Origin of the sequence: Candidatus Leptovillus gracilis, assembly GCA_016716065.1 — a bacterium.
Lineage (GTDB): Bacteria > Chloroflexota > Anaerolineae > Promineifilales > Promineifilaceae > Leptovillus > Leptovillus gracilis.
In genome coordinates, this window is record JADJXA010000002.1 from 81,075 (window position 1) to 105,211 (window position 24,137).

Here is a 24,137-nt window from a genome sequence, read left to right on the forward strand (position 1 = left end):
ATGAAGCCTCCTCTGAGAATAATCCACAGATTACACAGATTTCACAGATAAAAACCTGTGACTATCTGTGTAATCTGCGTTCCCTGTTCCTCGTCACCCCTTCACGACGGCCACCGGCACAATACGGGCCACCTTGCGGGCGATGCCGGCCCCATGTACCACCTCGATCACTTTATCCACGTCTTTGTAAGCCGATGGCGCTTCTTCCGCCAGACCCGGCAGGCTGCCGGCGCGGATGTGGATGCCTTCAGCCTCCAGTTCCTGGCGCAGTTCGTCGCCGCGAATGGTGCGTTTGGCCTGGCTGCGGCTCATGGTGCGCCCCGCGCCGTGGCAGGTGGAGCCAAAGCTCTGGGTCATAGATTGCTCCGTGCCCACCAGCACCCAACTGGCTGTGCCCATGGAGCCGGGAACCAACACCGGCTGGCCGATGTCGCGGTAGGCGTCGGGCAGCACCGGCGAACCGGGGCCGAAGGCGCGGGTGGCCCCTTTGCGGTGGACACACAGGGTCAGTTGACGGCCGTCTACCTGATGCACCTCAATTTTTGCCATGTTGTGGGCGATGTCGTACACCTGGAACAGTGTCGAACGCAATCCCGTCCCGGCCAATACCTGCTCAAAGCTCTGCCGAATGAGGTGCGTCAGGACCTGGCGGTTGACGAAGGCGTAATTGGCCGCGGCGTGCATCGCCGCCTGGTAATCTTGACCTTCCGGGCTGCTGAGCGGCGCGCAAACCAATTCCCGATCCGGCAGTTTGATGCCGTAGCGCTGCACTGACTGTTGGAACCGTTTCACATAATCGGTGCAAATCTGATGGCCGAAGCCGCGTGAACCGCAGTGGATTTGCACCACAATCTGGCCGGGGAAGAGGCCCATGCGCTGCGCCGCCTCGTCATGAAAAATCTCGTCTACCACGTCTACTTCGATGAAATGGTTACCCGCACCCAACGTGCCGATCTGGTCCAGGCCGCGTGTTTTAGCCCGTTCGCTCACTTTGCTGGCATCGGCGTGGGGCAGACGGCCGTTTTCCTCCGTGCGTTCCAGGTCCATTGGGGTGGCGTAGCCATTTTTCAGCGCCCAATCCGCGCCCTGCACCATCAATCGGTCCAGGTCCTGGCGCTTCAGGCGCAAGCTGCCGCCCTGGCCCACGCCGCTGGGGCAGTTGGCTTGCAGCGCCGAAGCCAGCCGGTCCAGGTGGCTGTCCAGGTCATCTTTGTGCAGGTGGGTCGCCAGCAGGCGCACGCCGCAGTTAATGTCGTAGCCAACACCGCCAGGTGAGATGACGCCGTCGGGCAGTTGGGTGGCGATGACCCCGCCGATGGGGAAGCCATACCCCTGGTGGATGTCGGGCATCGCCAGGGCGTATTTGACGATGCCGGGCAGGGTGGCCGTGTTCACCAGTTGGTCCAGGCTTTTGTCTTCCAGGGCGGCCGTCAGCAGGTCGCCATCGGCGTAAAAGCGCGCCGGGACGCGCATATCGGCGCGGTAGGTGGCCGGTATTTCGTGAATGTAAGGGGTGATTTGTCGGAAATCGCTGCGTTTCATGGCTGCCTCCAGCTACACATCGAATACAATCGTCACTTCCAGCCCTTGTTCGGTGGGGGTGATGGCTAAATTGTGGTAGGTGACGGCTTTGATATGTTTGACAAGTTCGGGCACAGGGCCGCCGCGCAGGGTGGCGGTTAGATGGGTGGGGGAAACGGCCGTTAACGCCAACTGCGCAAACACCACCTGCTCCATCTCCGCCCAATAAGCCAACTCGCCCAACCAGTCTACCAGCAGGCCCTCCGCGTCATCGGCGTCCAGACTGAGATGGCGGGTGATGGTGGGGGAAACGGCCGTTTCCCCACCAACCATCAAATAATTCATGGCCACAGCCGCCTGGCGCAGCAGATCGGCCAGGTCATCTGCCCATACCCGAATAGACCAATCGGCCGTGTGGTCCACAATTTCAAAGCCTGCCATGCTTCCTCAGGTTTGCGTTATTGCTTGGTTCAGATTGTTGTCTTCCCCGGTAGATTCGCGCCTTTTGTTGTCGGCAACTCGTTTGTTTGCAGTTCTATTCAGGCACAATTCTATTGTAGCATAGAAGTTTAGTAACTTTACAGCCTCTCTGGGATTGCCCCACGAGACACGGAGGCTTGTCAGGTTCAATCTCCGTGCCCTCCGTGCCTCTGTGGTAAATAGTTGCAAAGCCTAATCCGTAGCATCTCGGCGCGGCTGGCGGTATGATTAGGTATCTGAGCGCTGGCTCAGGTAACTTGAAACAAGGAGCAACCGATGAACGACCAACCACAAACCCAACCGCCGGCCAAGCGGATAAGTATAGACATCCCCAAAGAGCTGCAGGCAGTCTATGCCAACGTCGCTTTTATCAGCCATACGCCGGCCGAAGTGGTGTTAGATTTCGCCCAGGTGCTGCCGCGCATGCCGCGTGGTTCGGTGCAGGCGCGGGTCATCATGTCGCCGATGCACGCCAAAATGCTGCAACTGGCCCTGGCGCAAAACATCGCCAACTACGAACGGCAGTTTGGCGAAATTCGCCTGCCGCAGCAAATGAATCTGGCCGACCAATTCTTCCGTTTTCCCCAGCAAGACAGCGATGACGACAACAAAGACAGCAAAAGCGACCCTGAATAGGAGAAACAGCGCATGGATCAGTTAGATCAACTGGCCGAAGAAATCCGGCAGGAATTTGAACGAGTCAACGCGGCGCGCGACCAGGCGTACCAACGGTCACGCGAGTTGATCAGCCTGTGCGCCCGCTCCATTCGCGCCATGCACCGCAGCGAATGGGAGACAACCGACACGCTGCTGCTGGAGCTAAACCAGGCCAAAACAACCTTTGTCGCCGACGTGGCCGATTATCCCGATCTTTATTTTGCCGGCTATACCCAGGACGCCATTAAGGAGTATGTGGAAGCGCACCTGACGTATGCCATTATGCGGGCACGGCCGTTACCCACCCCCACCGACCTCGGCGCAGAATCCAATACCTGGCTCAATGGCCTGGCTGAAGCAGCCACCGAACTGCGCCGCCGCATTCTGGACATTATCCGCCACGGCCACAGCGACGAAGCGGAGCGGCTGCTGGATGTGATGGACGCCATTTACAGCATCCTGGTTACGTTTGACTTTAACGATTCGATCACCGGCGGACTGCGCCGCCGCACAGACACGGTGCGCGCCGTGCTGGAACGCACCCGCGGCGATGTGACCACCAGCCTGCGCCAGGCCAAGCTGGAAGCCGCGCTGGAAGCGCTGGAAGCAAAATTTAACAATTAACAAGAAACAGTGAACGCATCCTTCATCCTTCATCCTTCCCAACTAACATCCCCAGGCCCAGCCCGGCAAGCAGGCCGACGAACGCCCAGAGCGGGGTGCGCTGCCAGACCCAGGCAATTTCAGTGGGCGTGAATTCGGGGCCGTGGGCGTGGAGGCCGGTTTTGACGGCCATAAAAAACAGCGTCAGCAGCCCGCAGCCCAGACCGAACAGCAGACCCAGCACGGCCGTTCCTGCCAACCAGCGCCACAACGCCAACGGCCGTTTAGCCACAACCCGCCGCGCCAGATAAGCCCCAGAAACGGCCGTGCCGCCCACGCCCATGATCAACGTATTGATCAGCCCCCCTTCCAGGCTGATCCACACCAGGGCATAGAGGGCGTAAACGGCCGTTATCGCCGTCACCCATCGCCCGCCTGACAGAAAAGCCAACACCAACCCCCTTTGTGAAAAAAGAATGAGGCCAACCCGGTATACCTGGACTTTTGTCCGCTTTGGGCCATAATGATAAGGGCTGCAAAAACCCTGTGGGTCTAAAAGAGTAGGAGAACAAACCATGTCCGATGATCCCATCAAAGAAACGCTAAACCGCTTGCCATATGGCTTTTACGCCATTACATCACGCAGTGGCGCAGACGTTAACGCCATGGTCGCCAACTGGGTGACACAGGCATCCTTCACGCCGCGCCTCATGGTCGTCGGCCTGCAGAAGAAAGCCTATACTCACAGCGTCATTCGCGAAGGTGGCGTGTTTGCCATCAACATCTTCAACCAGGAAGACCAGGACGCCATGATGCCCTTCACCAAAGGGCGGGCCAAAAATCCGGCCAAAATGGACCAGGCCAACTACACACCTGCGCCGCAAACCGGCTGCCCCATCCTGGCCGACGCTGCTGCCTATGTAGAATGCAAGGTCGTACAAATAGTAGATGTCGGCGGCGACCACGACATCCTGATCGGCGAAGTGGTCGGCGGCGCTGTCCTTAAAGAGGGCGACGTAGACGACACCCTGACCCTGCCCCAACTTGGCTGGAACTATTCTGGATGAGAAAGTGGTCAGTGTACAGAGTTCAGTGTTCAGTGTTCAGTAGCCTGACTACTGAACACTGATTACTGAACACTGACTACTGATCCTACGGCGTCGGCGTAACCAAGATATACCCCTTCGGCACTTCCTGCACGTAAGGCGCGGGCGGTGGCGGTGGGGTGGTGTCTGTAAACGTGACGTTGGTGAAGCCGAGGCTTCCCAGGAAGTTTCGCATATAGCTTTCGGCGTTGGTCTGGGCCAGTTCCAGAATGCCACTGTCCTGAGCCGCTTCGCGGATTTTGGCTTCGGCCAATTGGCGCACCTCGGTTTCCAGGGTGGCGTCTGTCCCGGCCAGCAAGCCGGTGCTGCGATTGGCAACATAAGATTTGCCGGTGTCCAGCGCCGGTAAGTCGTCGAATGTCTTGACGGCTGGCAGGTGAACCATCACCGTATCCGGTCCATACACCTGAATGTCTTCCACCGACATTTCGGCAAAATCAACCCCGGCAATGACCTTACCATGCGCCACAAAAACCAACGACTCGCCCAACAATCCCCACAATGCTTCCTGATTGCGTTCGGCCGTGACCACTTTTTCCATCTCAATGGAAGCCGTTTCCAGCCGCGACAAATTGTTGATTTGGGTGACGATGGTCGTTGGGCTGGGGATGTAAACCGGCGTCGCCGGAACAATCAGGCTCCGTACCAGGTCGCTGATCGGCTGAACGACCCCCTGGTCTACCTTGTTGGCCCCGGCAATGACGGCATACGCAGCCACAGACCCCAATACCAGGAAGACAATCAACGTGACAAACACCAGGCTGCGCAAAAATACGCCGATGCTGCTGCCTTCTCTTACTTTCTGTTGTTCACTCATATAAGATAATCCCTATCATGCAGATACTTTCTATTAGGCTATAGACAAACCTGTGTTGAGTAGTAGTATAAGCTCTTTTGCCCTTGTTGAACCTTATCTTTACCTCAAGACAACCTTATCATCTGGTGTGCTGGGCGGCAAACAGGGGCCGCAGCTGACACACTACATCAATTTAAACACAGTTGCGTCGAGGAAGATATAGAACATCAATGGGATTCATGCCGGTCTTATATTCCTGGATTGTACCTGACCTGGATAAGCCAGAACCAAAAAGGGGTATCAAAGATTTCACAGATTACTGTAATGGTCACGATTTGGTTGGAAGCGCTGTCATTCTGACGAGTCTTCGAGGAAGAATCCCCTTGCTGCCGACAAATAGGGATTCTTCGCTCCGAAGACTCCGCTCAGAATGACATTGACCAAATCGTGATCATTACAGATTTCACAGATTACGCAGATTGAAGATAAAAATCTGCGACATCTGCGCAATCTTTGACAAATATTCTTGCTCACTGTGCAAGAAGTTGGCTCGTAAGGTACTAACCTGGACAAGCCAGAACCAAAAAGGGTTATCACAGATTACACAGATTTCACAGATTGAGGATAAAAATTTGTGTAATCTGTGAAAGCTGTGGACTAAATTCTTGCACGTGCCCTCTGTGCATCCGGGGTGCATAGTTACCCTTGATTTGCACCCTGGGCTATCTGGTGGACAATTGGGACCATGATTGTGGCTACCTGTGTCATTACTTTGAACCTGAGCGGTGTTTCTTCTTTAAAGGAAAAGCGGCAGATTGTAAAATCTGTTTTGGCGCGTCTGCCACAGCACTTTAACGTGGCGGTGGCGGAGGTGGCGCACCAGGATGTGTGGCAAACGGCCGTTATCGCCCTGGCCACCGTCGGCAATGATACCGGTTATCTACATGGTCTGCTGGAAAAAGCTGTCGCCTGGTTGGAAAACAGCCGCCCAGACCTGCCCATTGACGCTTACCGCATTGAGTTTCTCTAATGGAACCAACGGTGGCGCAAAAGCGTAATACCTCTATGTTTATCCACAAACGGCTTCTACTCATACTCATCCTGCTGCCTATGCTCTGGTGGGGCACGGCCGTCTCCCAGGCGCAGCAACCGCCAGACAACGGCCTCACCCTGGCGGCCAGCGCCGGTTATGATGGCGTGTACAAGTCTGATTTTTGGGTTCCGGTAGTCATTACCGCCGCCAATACCGGCCCGGCCGTTGAAGGCGAACTGCGCATCGCCGTTGGCAGCGATACCAACGGCGACCGTGTCGTCTATGCCGCCCCCATCAGCCTGCCCACCCAATCGAACAAGCGGGTGACGATGTACGTTTCCCTGCCCCGCTTCACCAGCGAAATTCAAGTAGTCTTGCAAGACGCCAACGGCCGTTTTCTACTCAGCGCCACCAGTAACAAACTCAACCAACTGGCTGTGGATGGCATCCTTTACGGCGTTGTCACCCCGACGCCGGGCGACCTCGATTTCCTGCAAAGCGTCACCGCCAGCCGCCCGGAAGCGGCCGTCGCCTACCTTTCCCTGGATGATCTGCCCGACCTGTCTCCGGCCTGGAACGCTCTGGATGTCCTTGTCTTGCACGATGTAGATAGCAGTCAGTTGACCCCGGCGCAGCAGACGGCGCTGACCGCCTGGGTGGAAACGGGTGGGCAGCTGCTTGTCGCCGGCGGGCCAGGCTGGCAGAAAACGGCCGTCCCCCTGGCCGATTTCCTCCCCGTCAGCCTCACCGGCAGCGAATCGGTGGCCGATTTGCCGGCGCTCAGCGCCGCCGCCGGCCATCCCTTCCGCGACCCTGGCCCCTATTTTGTCACCAGCAGCAGCCTGCGCCGCGGCGAGATGCTCTGGCGGCAAGACGCTTTGCCGCTGTTGGCGCGCCAGCCCCAAGGGCTTGGAGCCATCTACTTCCTGGCGCTGGACCCCAGCCTGGCCCCCCTGTTAGATTGGAACGGCAGCCCGGTACTTTGGGCCGAGGTAGCCAACCGGCTGCCGCCGTTCTCCCCCTGGTCGGTGGGAATTCGTAACAACTATGCGGCAAATACGGCCGTTGGCAGCCTCCCCTCCCTGGCCTTACCTTCGGTGTTGCAGCTGGCTTTCTACCTGCTTGTTTACGTGGTGGTCGTTGGGCCGGTCAACTACATCGTTCTCAAGCGGCGCAACCGGCGCGAACTCGCCTGGCTCACCATTCCAGCCCTCGTCCTCCTATTTAGCTTTGTCGCTTATCTCACCGGTTTCCAGATCAAAGGCAATACCACCATCATCAACGAAATGTCCGTCGCCTACGGCTCGGCCGACAGCCCGGCGATGCGTGTTCATTCCGTTTTGGGTCTATATTCGCCACGGCGCGGCAGCTATGATGTGGTCTTGCCGGCCGGCGCCATGGCCCGGCCGCTGCTTACCGGCTTTGGCGAAGCGACCAACGTGGGGGCCATCGTCCGTGGCAGCGAGGTGATTTTGCGTGATGTGCGGGTGGACGTCAGCGACGTGGAAAGTTTCGCCGCCGACAGCATTCAGCCGGCCCTGCCCATCACGGCCGACGCCGCGCTGCAAATTGCCGACGGCCGTGTGGAATTGGCCGCCACCATCCGCAACCACAGCCAGATGACGCTGCAAAATGTGACGCTGCTGATGGGCGGTACGGCCGTTGCCCTGGGCGACCTGGCGCCAGGCGCAGAAGTGAACCGCTTGGAAGTGTTGGGTGTGGCCTCCACAGTCACCGGGCTGCCGGCTTTCAGCTTTGGCCCCAGTTTCGGTTCGCCGCTGCTGATGAACGCCGAAATCATTTTAGGAACCAGCGATTACTACAATGACCGGCAGGCGTTCCCGCGCTGGCAGTTGTTGCAAGCGATGGAACAAGAAAACTCAGGCGTCACTACCCAGGTTGCGCCGACGGTCACATTGGTGGCCTGGACCGATGGGGCTTATCTGGATGCAGCCCTGGCGGTGGGGGAGAACGGCCGTACCGCTACCACCCTTTACCTCATCGAGATCCCTCTGGCCGAACAATTTTCTGGCGGCCAGGTCACCGTCCCTTCCACACTGCTAAACTGGGAGATTGTCGCCGATAACGGTCTGTATGCGCGCAGCATCCAAAACGTCTACCTGCCGCCGGGCGTCTGGATGGAGGTGGTCTACCGCCCCTGGCCGGAATTGGCGAATCTGGCGGTGACGGCGCTGAGCGTGCAGTTAGAGCCGAGCGCCTCTGGCAGCAGCCCGACGCCGGGCATCCAATTGTGGGACTGGTCGGCCGGCTCCTGGACAACCATCACCGACGCCGCCTGGGGCACAACGGCCGTGCCCAACGCCCAACGCTTCATCGGCGACAATAACGCCGTCCAACTCCGCCTGGAGAACAAAAGCGTGGGCGGCCTGGACCTGGGTGCTGTGTATCCGGTGTTGGTGGGGGAGTTACGGCCGTAATCAATCAAGACCAGGCAAATCAAACTATGTCAACAATCATCGAAATCCAGGGTTTAACCAGACAATACGGCGAACTGACGGCGCTAAACGACCTGAACTTAAAGCTGGAAGAAGGCGACGTGTTCGGCTTTATCGGTCCCAACGGCGCGGGCAAAACCACCACCATGCGCATCCTCACCACGCTGCTTAAGCCCACCAGCGGCAAAGCATGGATCGCCGGGCACTCTGTCACCGACGACCCGCGCAGCGTGCGCCGCGTGATTGGCTACATGCCCGACTTTTTTGGCGTCTACGACGATATGAAGGTGTGGGAATACCTGGATTTTTTTGGCGCTTGTTACGACATTCCTCCGGCCACCCGCGCCGGGATGATTGACGATTTGCTCGCCCTGGTGGACCTGGGTCACAAAAAAGAAGCCTATGTGGAAAGCCTGAGCCGGGGCATGAAGCAGCGCCTTTGCCTGGCCCGCACCCTGGCCCACGATCCGCAAATCCTCATCCTGGACGAACCGGCCAGCGGCCTGGACCCGCGCGCCCGCATTGAGATGCGCGAACTGCTGCGCGAGCTGAAAAACATGGGCAAAACCATCTTCTTCTCCTCGCACATTTTGTCGGAAGTGGCCGATATTTGCACCAGCATTGGCATTATCGAGGCCGGGCGGCTGATCGCCCACGGCGACATGGCCGAGATGAAACGGCAGCTTCGCGCCCACCGTCTCGTCCAGATGCGGGTGATGGGCGAGACGGGACCGCTGCAAGCCTTGCTGCTGGGCCGCGCCGACATCCACAACATCACCACCCACAACGAGGCGGATCTGCCACCGGACACCATCCGCGTAGATTTTGCCGGCGACGATGCGGCTCTAAGCCGCTTGCTGACCGACGTGATAGCGCGGGGCATTCCTTTGTTGGGCTTCCACGAAGAAACAGGTGATCTGGAAGATGTTTTCCTGCATGTGACGCAGGGGATTATCAATTGAAGTGGTGGCGGCAGTGGCAGGCGCTGCGGAGCAATCCTGTGTATTTGCGGGAGCGGGGCGGTTGGGGCAATCCCAATCCCTTTTACGCCCAACTGACCCGCTATTCGCCGTTTATGATCATTGGCGCCATACTATTTGGTTTTTGCGCCGGGGCTTTGAACCCCGCGCTGCTTTCTGGGGACGATGGCTTGTTGGCGGCGGCCTGCTTTTTGTGTTTGCCCGGTTTTTTGTTAACGGCCGTTTCCCTCTACGGTCAATTTATGGCCCCGGCGCTGACAGCCCCCACCATCAGCCAGGAGCGGGCGCAGGGAACCTGGGACATTTTGCGCCTGACGCCGATGCCGATGTCGGTGATTTTGTGGGCCAAACTGTCCGGCGCGTTGTCGCGGCTGCGCATCTGGCCCGCCTTGTTTGCCCTCAGCTTGCTGCAAGGGGGCATACTGGCGCTGTCTATCAGCCTGTTTGGCGGCTCGCAGGCAGCCTGGGGCTGGCTGTTGGGCCTGGCGACGACGCTGCGGCCGTGGCTGGAAGTGATCTTGGCGGCGGTGATAGGGCTGTATATGTCTACTGTCGTTGAGTCGGCGATGATGGCGTTGGTGGCGGCGTATACGGCCGTTGTGCTGCTGAAACTGTTTAACAACAGCGCCCTCTGGCTGGCAATTTTGTTTTATACAGAAGCGGGCGAAACGGCCGTCATGCTCTTGCCCACCGTTGGGCCGTTGGTGGTGAATGGGCTGCTGGTAACGGCCGTAGCCATCGGGCTGACCCAACAAGCGAAAAAACTAAATTATGCGTAGCGAGCAGTGAGTGGCGGCGCGGGTATCACCCGCCAGCCGCCCCGCCGCCAACTACCGGCAACAACCTATGAGCGAACCAACGCAACAACCTAAAAATTGGCGGCAATCTGTGTGGCGAAATCCGGTGACGATGAAGGAGCTGCGCAGCCGGATGCGTGGCCGGCGCGGCTTTGTCGTGCTGACGGCCTATCTGTTGGCGATGAGCGCCTTCATCACCCTCATCTATGCCGCCTATGCTTCGGCCGCCAACGGACCCTATGGCCCCGATTCCCGACAGGCGGGCAAGGCGGTTTTTGCCGGGGTACTAACCGTCCAGGTCTTTTTGGTCATTTTTGTCGGGCCATCGTTCACTGTGGGGGCCATCAGCGGCGAAAAAGAGCGGCAGACCTATGATCTGCTGCGCACGACGCTGCTTTCGGCCAATACGCTGGTATTGGGCAAACTCATTTCAGCCCTCAGCTATGTTTTTTTGCTCATCATCGCCTCCATCCCGCTGCAAAGCATTGCCTTTTTGTTGGGCGGCGTGGCGCTGGTGGAACTTGTTGTATCGCAGGTTATCATTCTGATGGCGGCCATCACCTTTGCCTTGTGGGGGCTGTATTGCTCCAGCGCCCTGCGCAGCACCCAGGCGGCCAGCGTGGCCACCTTTGCCGGGGCGCTGTTTATGATTGCCGGTATTCCCTTTCTGGTCTTCTTGTTCACCTTGTTTGCCAGCCCCATTATGAGCGGCATGTCTCTGAGTTGGGCGGGCGAAGTGGCCTTGTTGTATCTGGGACTGCTGTTGGCGGCGACGAATTTACCGGCAACGCTGCTGGTGAGCGAGGTGATGCTGTTGGAAGAAGATGCCATTTTCTTTTTCCAGACGACGGTGTCGGGCAGCCCTAAACTGTGGTTCCCGTCCCCCTGGCCTATCTTTTTGCTGCTTTACAGCTTGCTGGCTGTGCTTTTATACTGGTTAAGTGTGCGCCGTGTGCGGCAAATTGCGGATAAGTGATGAACGCTTCTTTTCAAGACCTGGTAACACAACTGCGCCGTTGGCACGGCCGTCGGCGGCTACGTGATGGGCTGTTGTGGCTGCCACAAGGGCTGCTGGTCGGGCTGCTGCTGGCGTTGTTGCTGGCGGTGGTGGCCCGGTTACGGCCGCTGCTGGACAACCAACAACTGGCTTATGCGGCCGCCGGGTTGGGGTTGGCCGGTTTGCTGGTTGGCCTGTTGATCGTGTTTGGCCGCCGGGTTTCTTTGCCGCAGCAGGCGCGGTTTGCCGACCGGCAGTTTGGGTTGAAGGAGCGGGCGGTAACGGCCGTCGAAATCCATCACGGCGCGTTAACCGTCCCGCCGGACATCGCCCGCCAGCAGTTGGAAGACACGGTAACGGCCGTTGCCCGCGTAGACGCCGCCCGCCAGCTGCCGCTGCAAATCAACCGGCGCGATTGGTTCTTTCTGCTCATTTACGCCACACTGCTCCTTTTGTTTATCCTGCTGCCCAATCCCCAGGAAACCCCGCTCAAAAAGGGGCGGGCCATCCAGCAAAGCATCGCCGACCAGATTACCGCGCTGGAAGCGCTGCAAGCCGACATCCGGCAAAACGAAGCCCTCAGCGACGAACAGCAGGCTGAACTGCTCCAACCCATCGAAAACGCCCTGGAAGCCCTGAACGCCGGCAATGCCTCCCAGGAACAGACCATCGCCACCCTCTCTGAAGCCGAAGCCGATCTGCGCCAACTGGCCGCCGACAACGACACCAGCGCCCTGCGCCAGCGCTTGCAAGAAGCGGGCCAGCCCCTGGCCGAAAACAGCACCGGGCAGCAGTTGGGCCAAAGCCTGCAAGCGGGCGATTTATTCAGCGCCGCCGCCGCCGCCGCTCAACTGGCCGACAGCCTGCCCGCCCTCAGCCAGGCGGAGCAGCAGGCGCTGGCCGCCGACCTGGCGCAAACGGCCGCTGCCCTGCAAGGCATAGACGACCAACTGGCGCAGCAGTTGGCCGAAGCTGCCCAATCTTTGCAAAATGGCGACACTGCCGCGGCCCAGGATGCGCTGCGCCAGGCGGCCGGAACGCTGCAACAGCGAGCGCAAGAAAACGCCGCCGCGCAGCAGGCCCAGGCCGCCGCCGGGCAGTTGGCCCAGGGGCGGCAAGAAGTGGCCCAGGCCGGGCAAACCGGTCAGGGGCAGGGGCAGCCAACGGCCGAAGGCGGCCAGACCGGTCAGACCGGGCAGAACCAGGGAACTGGACAAGGACAAGGCCAGGGCCAGGGCCAGGGACAAGGCCAGGGTGATGGTCAGGGTGATGGTCAGGGCCTGGGCGCGAGCAGCGAGCAGGGAACCGGCAGCGGTGGCCCTGGGCCGGGCGGCGGCCATGCCGAAAATATCTTTGTGCCGGAATTTCGCGGCCTCAGCGACCAGCCGGGCATTGATGTAGAACTACTGGCCGCCTGCCGGGCCAACCCGGCCAACTGCGGCGCGCTGCTCAGCGAAAGCGCCACCGAATTTCGCGCCCAGGGCAGTTCTGTGCCTTATTCCCAGGTCTTTGGCGATTATCGCAACGCCGCTTCGGAAGCCCTGGCCGGTGACTACATCCCCTTGGGCATGAAGGGCTACATCCGCGACTATTTTTCTTCGTTGGAGCCGTAGCCGGCGGGCTGCGGCGCAGCTTTGGCTGAGGGGGAGGTAAACAGGACGGCCGTTTCATTGCTTAATTCTCCTCCTTACCATACAATAGTTTCCAATCGCCCGATCACAGTGTTGGTCGGGCATTTTTGCGTCAATTTTCAATACACACGGCCGTCAAAATAAATCGGTTCAACTGGGAAACCGGGTTTACCCGGCGTTGTTTCATTGCCCGGACGTTCATGTCTGGCAGCCGACGGCCGTATGATAAGGTAAGAGTCATGTTACAACCCAAAAACGACATTCGTAATATCGCCATCATCGCCCACGTAGACCACGGCAAAACCACGCTGGTGGATGGCATGTTGCGTCAGGCCAACGTCTTCCGCCAAAACCAACAAGTCACCGAGCGTATCCTCGACTCCAATGACCTGGAGCGCGAACGCGGCATCACCATCCTGGCAAAAAACACCGGCATCGTCTACAACGGCATGACCATCAACCTGGTAGACACCCCCGGCCACGCCGACTTTGGCGGCGAGGTGGAGCGGGTGGTGAATATGGTAGATGGCGTGCTGCTGTTGGTGGACGCGGTAGAAGGCCCCATGCCCCAGACCCGCTTCGTCTTGCGCCAGGCATTGCAGCGCGGCCTCCAGGTTATCCTGGTGGTCAACAAAATAGACCGGCCCATGTCGCGGCCCGAATATGCCGTCAACGCCACCTTCGATTTGTTCATAGACCTGGAAGCCAGTGAAGACCAGGCCGACTTCCCCGTTGTTTACACCAAAGCGTTGGAAGGGCGGGCCGGCTATTCCCCTACCGACATGGCCGATGACCTGTCGCCTTTGTTCCAGACCATTATTGACCGCCTGCCGCCCCCCATGGTAGATGAAGACGGGCCAACCCAACTGCTGGTGACGACGCTGGAATACAGCACCTACGTCGGCAAAATTGCCATCGGTCGGCTGACCAGTGGGACCATTCGCGCCGGCCAAACGGTGGCCCACATCACCGCCGAAGGGGAACTGCGCCAGGGCAAAGTGACCAATGTTTATCTGTTCCGCGACTTGCAGCGTGTGCCCCACGATGTGGTTCACGCCGGCCATATTGTGGCGGTGGCCGGCATCCCGGACGTGGGCATTGGCGATACGATTGCCGATTTTGACGACCCACGGCCGCTGCCCCCCATCACCGTGGAAGAACCCACAGTGCGCATGACCTTCCGCATCAACGACAGCCCCTTTGCCGGCCGCGAAGGGCGCTATGTCACCACCCGCCAGATCCGCGAACGCCTCGACCTGGAACTGGAGAGCAACGTCGCCCTGCGCGTGCAGGAAACCGACAAGTCCAATGAATTTGTTGTTTCCGGGCGCGGCGAGCTGCATCTGGCGATTTTCATCGAGACGATGCGCCGCGAAGGCTATGAATTTGCCGTCAGCCGGCCGGAAGTTATCTTTAAAGATGGCCCCGACGGCCTGCTGGAACCCATCGAACACATCTTCCTGGAAGTCCACAGCGACTATTACGGCGCGGTCAGCGAAATGTTGGGGCGGCGTAAAGGGCAGGTCATCGCCATTCGTTATGGCGACGATGGCACGGTTTACGCCGAATATCTGGTTCCCACACGCGGCACGCTGGGCTTCCGCCAGCCGTTTCTCACCGCCACACGAGGCACAGGCATCTTCCACACCCTCTTCCACGCCTACGAGGCGTATCGCGGCGACCTGAATACCCAGCCGTTGGGGTCGCTGGTGGCCCTGGAATCTGGCACAGTCACCGCCTACGCCCTGACCAATTTGCAGCAGCGCGGCGCCTTTTTCGTTATCCCGGGCGACGAGGTGTACGCCGGGCAAATTGTGGGTGAACACATCCGCGAGGATGAGCTGGTGATCAATGTCTGCAAGACCAAGCACCTCACCAATCACCGCGCCACGCCCACCGGCATCACCGAAGGGCTGACGCCGCCGCGCATCTTGTCGCTGGACGACGCCATCGAATACCTGGGCGACGATGACTTGCTGGAAGTGACGCCGCAGTCGCTGCGCCTGCGCAAGCGCGACCTGCGCCACGATATGCGCGCCCGCATGGTGAAGCGGGCCAAGATGGCCGTCTGAGCGGCGATGGGCCTGGACAACCGGGCTGTTGTCTGCCGGGGCGTGAACACCCCGGCAGAAGAGGGCGCCGGGTAAACCCGGCTTTTATAGACATTCAGATGATGATTTTGGGTAGGGCTGGGCCTTGTGCCCGCCCATTCGCCAGAGGGCGACCACGAGGGTCGCCCCTACCAGCCAAAATGTTTTTCTAATAATCTATAGCTCCGTTTACGGGGCGTTTTTTTGTCTGGCGGCTTGAACGCCGGGTGGGCAGGTGGGTAAAATGGGCCGCAGAACGGGCCGCAAAATGGCATATTCACCTTGACGCATTAGAACGTCTGTGCTAATATACTCATGCAAACATACGACCCGATTTGCTCCAAACATCCTCTTCCCCCCCAACACAGCCAACGCCGCGAGGCGCTGGCCCCCCTTCGGCTTCCCCTTTCTTCTCCTCACCCTCCCAACGCGAAAACGGCCGTTTTTCTGAAAAGAGAAACGGCCGTTTTTGCTTTCTCCATCACTCCCCATCCCCCACCACCAAACACGGCCGTCCCCGTAAATACTGCTGGCACTCCGCCGGCGTCAGCTCCCGCGTCGCCCGCGCCAGACCCAGATCAAACAGCGTCGTCAGGTCATCCATCGCCTGAATGATGGCGGTGCTGTCGGCGCTGGCTGTTGCCAGCCGGCCGCCGTCCGGGCTGTAGGCCACGCTTAGCACCGTGGAGGTGTGCCCCACCAGCGTGCGCACCGCCTGCCCCGCCTCCACCAGCCAGATTTTGGTCGCGCGGTCGGCGCTGGCAGTGGCGATGTGCCGCCCGTCGGGGCTAAACGACACACCCAACACCGGCCCGGCATGGCCGGAAAAGATACGCACCAGTTCACCCGTTTGCAGGTCCCACAGCCGCGCCGTGTTGTCGTCGCCGGCCGATGCCAGGAAACGGCCGTCGCCGCTAAAGGCCACATCATTCACCGCGCCCGTATGCCCGGCCAGCGTCAGCAGCAGATCCCCTTCAGCCGACCAGACCCGCGCCAACCCACCGCCGCCGGCCGTGGCGATGCGCGCCCCATCGGCGCTGAAGACAGCCCGATTCACCGCCTGCCCCTGGTTGTCGAAGCGCTGCTGCACGGTGGACCCGGCGTAATCAGCGCCCAGGTCCCACAGGCGGGCAAACCCATCATCGCTGGCCGTCAGCAGCAGACGGCCGTTTGAGCTAAACATCACACTGTTCACCGGGCCGCCATGCACCAACAGCGGCAGCCGCACCGCGCCGGTCGTCAGGTCCCACAGCCGGGCGTTAAAATCATCACTGGCGGACGCCAGCCAGGTATTGTCGCCGTTTAGAGCCACGTCGTTGACCACCTGGTTGTGGTCGCTAAAGGTGTGCCGGCTGGCGCCGGTGGCCGCGTCCCAAACGCGCGCCGTCCGGTCATTGCCGCCGGTGGCCGCCAGCGACCCATCCGGGCTAAAGCTGACGCGCCGCACCGCGCCGCTGTGGTCGGTTAGCAGCAGCAGTTCAAATTCCGGTTCGGCGTTCCAGATACGCGCCGCGCCATCCTGCCCGGCTGTGGCTATCTGCGTCCCATCGGGGCTGTAGGCGGCCGTCTGCAGGCTGCCCGCGCCGCCCGGCAGCGAATCAATCACCTGCCCGCTGTCTATGCGCCATAGTTTGGCTGTGCCATCGGCGCTGGCGGTGATCAGCGCCTGGCCGTCGGGGTGGTAGGCGATGGCGTTGACCGGGCTGGCGTGCCCGGCAAAGGTGTCCAGCCAGCGATTGGCCTCTATATCCCAAATGCGCGCCGTGCCGTTGCCGTTGGCCGTGCCCAACTGCCGTCCGTCTGGGCTAAAAGCGATGGCCTGGATGACCAGCGGCGCGTCCTGAAAAGTGGCCGGTTCGATGGCGCTGACCGACAACCCGTTGGCCGGGTTCCAAAAAATGATCCGGCCGTCGCGCCCGGAGGTAGCCAGCAAACGGCCGTCGCTGCTGTAAGCCACGTCGGTCAGGGCGTCGTTGTGGCCGAAGGAAAGGTAGCGGAAGCTGTAACTGGCGGTGTCCCAAATGCGCAGGGTGGCGTCGTCGTTGGCCGCCGCCAGTTGGGCGCCGTCCGGGCTGAAGGCGATGGCCCGAATCGCCCCATTGTCGCCGCTGCGGCTGAGGACACGCGCCCCGGTTGCCACATTCCAGACGACGATACGGCCGTCTTCCCCCGCCGATACCAACCGCGAACCGTCCGGGCTAAAGGCCACATCGTTCACCGCCCGCTGGTGGTCTTGCAGCGTGAAAAGAGGCTGACCGCTGGCCGCGTCCCACAGCCGGGCGCTGGTATCGCTGCTGCCGGTGACCACGAAACGGCCGTCTGGGCTAAAAGCAACGGCCGTGATCGGCCCGTCATGCCCGGTCAGGGTCATCTGCAGCTGCGACGCTTGCAGGGCGCGGTACAGCGCGTCCTCCGCCTCGGCCGAAGCTGTCTGGTCCTGAGCAAAAGTAATGTTGACCGCTTCCAGGGCCAGCGCCAGCGCCAGCCGCGGCCGGTTCGCCAGGTTGTCCACACTGGCGCGGGCCAATTCCCGCGATGTCGCCAGGCGGAATTGATGCTCCGCTTCCTGGGCGTTGGCCTGCGCTTCCGCTTCACGGGTGGCCGCCAGGGCGGCGCTGTCCAGAGCAATGGCTTCACTGGTGGCCGCGGCGTTGGCGCTGTTCACCGCCAGGCTCTCGCTGGTGGCCGCGGCATTGGCGCTGATGATGGCCTCGCCTTCGCGGGTGGCGGCCAGGGCGGCATTGGCTATCGCCTGTGCCTCGTTGGCCACGGCCACGGCTTCGCTGGTGGCCGCCAGGGCGGCGTTTTGGGCGGCGATGGCCGCGTTGGTCTGGGCGCGCTGCTCATTCAGCGCCGCCCAGCCGCCGGCCAGCATGGCAATGATGGCGACGACAGCCAGCAGCCCGGTGATGCGCTGCAAGCGCCGGGCATAAGCGCCGCTCTCGGCGGCGAAGGCTTCCTGGTCTTCGGCCCGTTTTTGCTGCTCTTCGGCGCGCAGGCGTTCTGCTTTGGCCAGGGCGCGGGCCTGTTCGATCTGTTGGATGTAGGCCGCCGCTTTTTCTTCTTGCGCTTTTTGTTCGGCGGCCAGGCTGGCGGCGACGAAGGCTTCTTCCAGGCTGTTTTTGTCGGTGTAGCCATCGGCTTCTTGCAGCAGCAGGCCGCGCCACAGGGCGCTGGGGTCCTGGTCGAGCTGCTGCCACTGTTCGGCTGCTTCGCCCAGGCGCAGGCGGCGGCGCTGACCGACTCGCTCTTCCTCCACCCAGCCAATCAGGCGCGGCCAACTGCGGATGAGGGTTTCGTGGGCCAGGTCTAGCTGGTCGTCGTCGCGGTTTTCGCCGGGCAGCAGGGTCATCAGCCGGGCGTTGATCAGGGCGTGCAATACCCGGTCAATTTGCTCTGGCGGCTGGTTGATCTGGCTGAGGGTGGCGCGGCGCACGCGCTGCCGGGTGACTTCCAGACCGGGACCGGGGCGCACGGCCGTTAGCAAAATGTGCCGTGCTGTTTCCCGTTCGTTTGCCGTGAGGTGGTTGTAAAAGGCGTCGGCTGTGTTGGCGATGGCCTGCCGTCCACTGCCCAACTGGTGGTAAGCGGCCCATGTCACGCAGTTGCCTTCGCGCATTTCCCATAATTGGCGCAGGGTAAATTGCAGCAGGGGCAAGGCCGCCGGTTCGCCCAAAACGTCGCGGATCAGCTCTGTCACCAGACCATCGGCGAACTGCAGGCCCACTTTGTCGGCCGGCTTTTTGATGGTTTCGTGCAGCTGCGCGGCGTTCATGGGGGTGACGCGCACCTGGGCCTGTTCATACGGCCGTTGGAAAGCGGTGATGCGCATGAGTTGGCTCTCAAAGTCGGCGCGCATGGTGATGATGAGGCTGTGGCGGGCGGCTGTGTCGGCGATGAGGTTGAGCAGGTTGTCTATGAAGATTTGGCGGATTTCTTCGCTGGCGCAGAGGGTAAAGATTTCTTCAAACTGGTCAATGATCAGGACGGCGGGACGGCCGTCTGGCGCGGCGGCGCGGTTGATGATATGCGCCAGTTGGTGCGGGTTTTTACGGAAAGCGTCGCCGGTTGCCTGTTCCCAGTCGGCGTGGCTGGCGAAGTCGGCGCGCAGGATGCGGGCCAGGCTTTGCAGTGGGTTGGCGCCGGGGACCAGACGTGGGTAATAGCGCCAGGTTTCGCTGCCGGGCAGCGCGCCGCCTTGCAGCCGGGGCAGCAGCCCGGCCAGCAGCGCCGATGATTTGCCGCTGCCAGAAGGGCCGATAACTGCCAGGAAACGGCCGTGTTCCAGCTTGGCTAACATTTGCCCAATGAGTTGGTCGCGGCCAAAAAAGTAGCCGCTGTGGCTGGACTGAAAGGCGTCCAGCCCTACGTAAGGGCACAGGCTGTCGTCCAGGTCCGGCGTCAGGTCGGGGTTATAGGCGGACAGAGCGGCGTCTGGCACAGGCTGATGGGCGCGGCGCAGTTCACCGCGCCAGAAGTCCAGCAGCGTTTGCGCTTCTTGGCGCTCATCGGGGCCGGCAAACAACACGCCGCTGGCCTGAATCTGGCCGATGAAATGGGCGACAGCCGGCCACAAATCGTCGCCATCGGGCAGGGCGTGCTGCCGGTGCAGCAGTTGGGTGTGGGCATCACGTAGTTCAACGAGGTTGGCGAATCGAATGAATTGGTTCATGGTTGTACGTCGCGGGCGCAGCGAAAGCCGACGCTCCAGTAGAGCAGTGAATTTTCATCAATGTTAACGACCGGCGGCAAACCAACCCGCCGCGCGGTCCGCAAATCACCGGCAGGGCTGGTCCAGCCGCCGCCACGAATCACTTTTTGGCCGCTGAGGTCCTGAAGAAAAGCGGAGCCATCAGCCGGGGCTGCCAGGTAGTTGGGGGTGTACCAGTCGGCCACCCATTCCCACATGCTGCCGCCCATGTTGTAGGCGCCAAACAGGCTGACGCCATCGGGATAAGCGTTGACGGGCTTCAGGGCCTGGAAATAGTCGGTAATGCGGGGGTTGATGCCAAACAGGGCCAACTGACGGGTTGGCTGTGTATCGCCCCAGGGGAAGAGACGGCCGTTGACGCTGCGGGCGGCGTATTCCCACTCGGCTTCGCTGGGCAGGCGGGCGTTGACCCATTGGCAGTAATCGTTGGCCCCATACCAGGAGACCCAGTTGATGGGGTAGCTGGCAAAACCGGCTTTGGGTTCGTAGAAGCTGACGTTGTTGAGCAGCATGGTGAAACTGGTCTCAAAACCGGTGGCTACGCAGTCGTGACGGCCGTCGCCACATTTGCCTTTATACCCACCGATGGCATTGAGGAAGCTGGCGTACTGCTGCACGCTGACCTCGTAGGCGTCCAGGTAAAAGTCCGGCACGCTCACTTTATGCAGCGGCAGCTCGTTGTCGCGCTTGTCGGGGTCGTTGGCCAGCCCACCCATCAAAAACGTGTTGCCGGTGATGTAAAGCATCAACATATTGTCGCGGTCACGAAACAGGGCGCCAAGCTGGGCGTTTTGCAAATAGAGGGTATCGAGTTCGCTCCGGCCGGGGGTGGCGGTGGGGCGTTGGGTATCGCCGCTGCGGGTGGCGGTGGCTTCGGCGGCGGCCGTCGCGGTGGCGATGGCCTCTGCCTGAGCGGTGGACGCGGCCCAAATCGCTTCGTTGGTGGCGCGGGCCTCTTCGGTCATGCGGATTTCGTTTTGTGCCTGGCTGGTGGCGATGGTGTCGGCCTGGGAGGTGGCGGTGCCGCTGGCAACGGTGCTGGTGGCGTTGGCGTAACCAGATTCGCGGGTTCCTTTTTGCGCCAGGGCGTCGGCGGTTAGCTGCGCGGCCAGAGACTCGAATTGGGCAGCGTTGGCCGTTGCCTGGGCCGCGCCGGCCGTCTGATTGGCCTGAAACAAGAACAATACGCCGATGATGGCGACAATGGCAAAGATGCCCAACATCAGGCTAAAACGGCGCTCGCGCTGCCGCTGCTTCTCTTTTTCCAGTTCAATGCGCTGTTTTTCTGCCTGGCTGGCTTCGATAAACGCCTGTTCCAGGGGGTTAAGATCGCTGAATTGCAGCGCTTCTTCCAGCGCCGGGCCGCGCAGCAGCAGGTCGCGGTTTTTGTTGTTGTTGGTCCAGGCGTCGGCCTGGGTGGTCAGGCGGTGGCGCTGGCGCAGGTGGATGCGCTCCTCGTCGAGCCAATCCACCAGGCGCGGCCAATTGCGCACCAGGGCTTCGTGGGCGACTTCCAACTGGTCGTCTTCCGCGCTGGTTCCGGCCGAAAGGTGGACAAGCTGCGCCTGGACCAGTTTATCCAGCACCCGGTCTATGCGGTCGTGGGCTTCGCCGGCCTGGTACAGGGCGCGGCGGCGGACGCGGTTGCGGGTGACTTCTAGCCCCTGGCCGACCTGTACCAGGCGCAGCATCAGGCGGCGGGTGGCGACCTGGTCTTCGGGGATCATGTTGTTGTAGAGGGCTTCGGCGGTGTTATCCAGGGCGGCCATCACCCCGCCGATGCGCCGGTAGGCTTCCCAGGTGATGCGGCGGCGCTCGCGGTTTTCCCACAGTTGCAGCAGGGCGAATTGCAGCAGGGGCAGGGCGGCCGGTTCGCCTAAAATTTCGCGGATGAGGGCGTCTACTAATCCTTCTTCAAATTTCAGGCCGATGGATTCGGCCGGTTTTTCGATGGCGCTGCGCAGCTCGCCGGCATTCATGGCGGTGACGCGAATCTGGCAGGCTGCAACGGCCGTTTGCAACACCGGGTATTTGCTTAGTTGGCCTTCGTAATCGGTGCGCATGGTCAGGATGACGGTGTGCCGCTGGCCGCTGCTCTGGGTCAGGCGCAGCAGGTTGTCCAGAAAAGCCTGGCGCTCTGCCTCGTCCTGGCACAGGGTGAATGTTTCCTCGAACTGGTCTATGACGAGGACGGCCGTTTGTTCCCCGGCCGCCTGGATGAGCTTTGTCAACTGCCCGGCATCCTGGCGCAGCTGCTCCACCGTGTCAATCAGCCAGTCGCCGGGGTCCAGGCCATCTGGTTTGAGCAGTAGGGCCAGATGGGCCAACGGCGTGGAGCCGGGCTTTAGCACCGGGTAAATGCGCCAGGGCGCGCCGCCATCGGGGCTGGCCTGGGCCAGACGGGGCAGCAGCCCGGCCAATACAATGGAAGATTTGCCGCTGCCCGATGGCCCCAGAACGGTGACCAGGCGGTGGTTTTGCAGGGCGTGGAGCATATCGGCCACCAGGTCTTCGCGGCCAAAAAAGCGCGGTCCATCGGCCGGTTGGAATGCGCCCAGGCCGACGTAGGGGCAGAGTTCGTCGGGCAGTTCCGGCTCGGTGGTGGGGTCAAATTCGGCCAGCAGGCTTTCGGCCGGCGGGTTGAGTCCGGCATGGTAGAGCTGATTTTCCCAGTAGTCTATCAGGGTTTGTACGGCCCAGCGGTCGCTGTCGTTGTCCAGATAGATGCCGCTGGTTTGGGCGCGCTGCATGAATTGGGTGACGGCCGTATAAAACGCCTCATCTTCCCCCTGGCGGCGGCGCTGCAACAACCCGCTGTGGGTGTCGCGCACCGACATGAGGGAGAGGAAGGGGGTGGTTTCCGCTGTTGTCTGGTCTGGATGGCTCATTTGACTGTCCTCAGCACTAAATCCAGCGATTCGCCGACCTTTTGCAGGTCGTGGCACAGGCTTAATAATTCGACATCCACCTGGCGGAAGCGACGGCCGATCTGGCTGCGAAAGCGGCGAAAGAGCCGCCGCGCCGTCACAATCACCGCTTCTTCAATGGCCTGACCGAGAGAGGCCATGACGGTTTGCAGGTCGCTGGCCCACGCTTCGGTTTTGTCGGCCAGCAGGCGGCCGGTCATGGGTTGCAGGTCTGGCCAGGCTTCGTGGAGTTCGCCCAGGCCGCTGTCCAGGGTGCTTTCGACGCGGCGCAGTTCGTCTTCTATGGCTTGCCAGGCGTCGTGTTCGGCGGCCAGGCGTTGAAGATGGGCGTCTATGCTGCCGAGTGCGCCGCTGTCTTGCCGAATCTGGCTGACCAGCTCTGAGCCTTCGAGATTGGAGGCGTCTATGTTGGCGCAGATGGTGGTAACGGCCGTTGCCAGGTTTTGCAGGCGCAGCGCTTTGGTGGTGATGATTAGTTGGGCGTTCAGCCGGGAGGGTTGGCGGTTAATAATGCGAAAGAGTAGGCGGCTGGCGCTGCTGAGTTGGTCGAGGTCGGCTTCTTCAACGGCCGTGCGCATTGTTTCCCGCACCTTCGCCAACTGCGTGGCCCACACTTGTGTGGGCCACACATCGGACTCCTCGGCAAAGGCGGCTTGCTGCGCCAGGGTCAGCAAATCGTCAATTTTGGCTTTTAAGTTCTGGCTCGTTGATCGCCACTCCGTCCCAGGCCAGGTCGTCGGCTGGCAGCCGTTTGCGATCATTTTCGATGAGGAAGTAGCGATTTTCCAATTCCTGAAACAAGTCATGGGCCAGTTTCAGGTCGTTCATCAGGTTAATCCGGCCGGAGGCGGCCTGGAAATCGCTCTGGAAGCGGATGATTGCCTCGCGGGTTTCGGGGTGGCGCAGCAGTTTTAGCAGCGCCGCGAAGCCCTGGCTGGCAAGCAGCGTATCGGCCGTGCCTTCGTCGGCCTGGGCAATGCGCGGCGCGACGAGGGAGGGCAGTGGTTCGGGGTTGTTTTGGTCTACCAGGATTTGGTCCCAGATGAGGGCCGGCCGCGCTTCGCGCACTGCCGTCAGCAGCACGCGCAGGCGTTGGCGGCGGTTGATGTGCAGGATGAGGGCGTCTATGCGCGCCGAGAGGCCGGTGTCTGGCCCGCCGAGGTCGTCGTGGTTGACGCCTAAATCGTGGCAGAGCAGGCGGAATTCGTTGGCGTCGAATAGGGAGGCGAGGGTTTGCCGCAGTTTGCGGTGACTCACCTGATGGGCTTCGGGGATGATGCCGTCGCTTTCAGGCGGGGATGCGTGTAGTTGGTTGAACTGCGTTGAGTCGCTCATAAGCCTGTGCCCATAAC

General features: G+C 60.8%; 18 protein-coding genes. 10 read left to right on the forward strand and 8 right to left on the reverse strand.

The annotated features are described in order from the left end of the window. Positions 1-93: 93 nt before the first annotated feature. Together IPM39_04695 and IPM39_04700 are read right to left on the reverse strand one after the other, a co-directional pair. Positions 94-1,542 (reverse strand): RtcB family protein, encoded by a 1,449-nt coding sequence (locus IPM39_04695; protein MBK8985368.1) that lies wholly within the window; start codon positions 1,540-1,542, stop codon positions 94-96. Between the two features lie 12 nt (positions 1,543-1,554). After that, complete coding sequence (locus IPM39_04700) at positions 1,555-1,962, reverse strand: archease (protein ID MBK8985369.1); 408 nt, start codon at positions 1,960-1,962, stop codon at positions 1,555-1,557. Between the two features lie 315 nt (positions 1,963-2,277). On the opposite strand from IPM39_04700, the gene IPM39_04705 reads away from it, so the two are divergent. After that, positions 2,278-2,637 carry a DUF3467 domain-containing protein gene (locus tag IPM39_04705; GenBank protein MBK8985370.1) on the forward strand — a complete coding sequence of 120 codons (360 nt, stop codon included), beginning with the start codon at positions 2,278-2,280 and terminating at the stop codon, positions 2,635-2,637. A 12-nt stretch (positions 2,638-2,649) separates the two neighbouring features. Continuing rightward, a complete protein-coding gene (locus IPM39_04710) occupies positions 2,650-3,282 on the forward strand; it encodes a haloacid dehalogenase (GenBank protein ID MBK8985371.1) in 633 nt (210 codons plus the stop codon). Between the two features lie 22 nt (positions 3,283-3,304). On the opposite strand, the gene IPM39_04715 is transcribed toward IPM39_04710, so the two are convergent. After that, the gene (locus IPM39_04715) at positions 3,305-3,712 is read right to left on the reverse strand and encodes a hypothetical protein (GenBank protein MBK8985372.1); all 408 of its coding nucleotides are present in this window, start codon (positions 3,710-3,712) and stop codon (positions 3,305-3,307) included. A gap of 124 nt (positions 3,713-3,836) precedes the next feature. Between IPM39_04715 and IPM39_04720 the strand changes: the two genes are divergently transcribed. Next, the gene (locus IPM39_04720; protein MBK8985373.1) at positions 3,837-4,328 is read left to right on the forward strand and encodes a flavin reductase family protein; all 492 of its coding nucleotides are present in this window, start codon (positions 3,837-3,839) and stop codon (positions 4,326-4,328) included. 85 nt (positions 4,329-4,413) lie between these two features. Here IPM39_04720 and IPM39_04725 read toward each other — a convergent pair whose 3' ends face one another. Continuing rightward, positions 4,414-5,184, reverse strand: a complete 771-nt coding sequence (locus tag IPM39_04725; protein ID MBK8985374.1) for a DUF4230 domain-containing protein — start codon at positions 5,182-5,184, stop codon at positions 4,414-4,416. Between the two features lie 724 nt (positions 5,185-5,908). Here IPM39_04725 and IPM39_04730 point away from each other — a divergent pair. The 7 genes from IPM39_04730 to typA all read left to right on the forward strand — a co-directional run bounded on the left by IPM39_04730 (position 5,909) and on the right by typA (position 15,129). Then, a complete protein-coding gene (locus tag IPM39_04730) occupies positions 5,909-6,193 on the forward strand; it encodes a DUF503 domain-containing protein (protein ID MBK8985375.1) in 285 nt (94 codons plus the stop codon). Next, complete coding sequence (locus tag IPM39_04735) at positions 6,193-8,634, forward strand: hypothetical protein (GenBank protein ID MBK8985376.1); 2,442 nt, start codon at positions 6,193-6,195, stop codon at positions 8,632-8,634. Before IPM39_04730 ends, IPM39_04735 begins: the two co-directional genes overlap by 1 nt. Before the next feature lie 26 nt (positions 8,635-8,660). After that, entirely contained in the window at positions 8,661-9,614 is a 954-nt protein-coding gene (locus tag IPM39_04740; protein MBK8985377.1) for an ABC transporter ATP-binding protein, read from the forward strand. Further along, positions 9,611-10,411, forward strand: a complete 801-nt coding sequence (locus tag IPM39_04745) for a hypothetical protein (protein ID MBK8985378.1) — start codon at positions 9,611-9,613, stop codon at positions 10,409-10,411. The genes IPM39_04740 and IPM39_04745 overlap by 4 nt, the downstream gene beginning before the upstream one ends. 67 nt (positions 10,412-10,478) lie before the next feature. Next, positions 10,479-11,405: a hypothetical protein gene (locus IPM39_04750; GenBank protein MBK8985379.1), complete on the forward strand. Its 927-nt coding sequence runs from the start codon at positions 10,479-10,481 to the stop codon at positions 11,403-11,405. Then, positions 11,405-13,039 (forward strand): hypothetical protein, encoded by a 1,635-nt coding sequence (locus IPM39_04755; protein ID MBK8985380.1) that lies wholly within the window; start codon positions 11,405-11,407, stop codon positions 13,037-13,039. Before IPM39_04750 ends, IPM39_04755 begins: the two co-directional genes overlap by 1 nt. Positions 13,040-13,296: 257 nt before the next feature. Next, a complete protein-coding gene (gene typA / locus IPM39_04760) occupies positions 13,297-15,129 on the forward strand; it encodes a translational GTPase TypA (protein MBK8985381.1) in 1,833 nt (610 codons plus the stop codon). A gap of 499 nt (positions 15,130-15,628) precedes the next feature. Here the strand turns inward: typA and IPM39_04765 are convergent, their stop codons facing one another. The 4 genes from IPM39_04765 to IPM39_04780 are packed head-to-tail and all read right to left on the reverse strand — an operon-like array spanning position 15,629 to position 24,120. After that, on the reverse strand, positions 15,629-19,819 hold the full coding sequence (locus IPM39_04765) for an AAA family ATPase (protein MBK8985382.1): 4,191 nt from the start codon (positions 19,817-19,819) through the stop codon (positions 15,629-15,631). Then, positions 19,816-22,746: an SUMF1/EgtB/PvdO family nonheme iron enzyme gene (locus IPM39_04770; GenBank protein ID MBK8985383.1), complete on the reverse strand. Its 2,931-nt coding sequence runs from the start codon at positions 22,744-22,746 to the stop codon at positions 19,816-19,818. The genes IPM39_04765 and IPM39_04770 overlap by 4 nt, the downstream gene beginning before the upstream one ends. Continuing rightward, on the reverse strand, positions 22,743-23,546 hold the full coding sequence (locus tag IPM39_04775) for a hypothetical protein (protein MBK8985384.1): 804 nt from the start codon (positions 23,544-23,546) through the stop codon (positions 22,743-22,745). Before IPM39_04775 ends, IPM39_04770 begins: the two co-directional genes overlap by 4 nt. Continuing rightward, complete coding sequence (locus tag IPM39_04780) at positions 23,464-24,120, reverse strand: hypothetical protein (protein MBK8985385.1); 657 nt, start codon at positions 24,118-24,120, stop codon at positions 23,464-23,466. Before IPM39_04780 ends, IPM39_04775 begins: the two co-directional genes overlap by 83 nt. Positions 24,121-24,137: the final 17 nt, after the last annotated feature.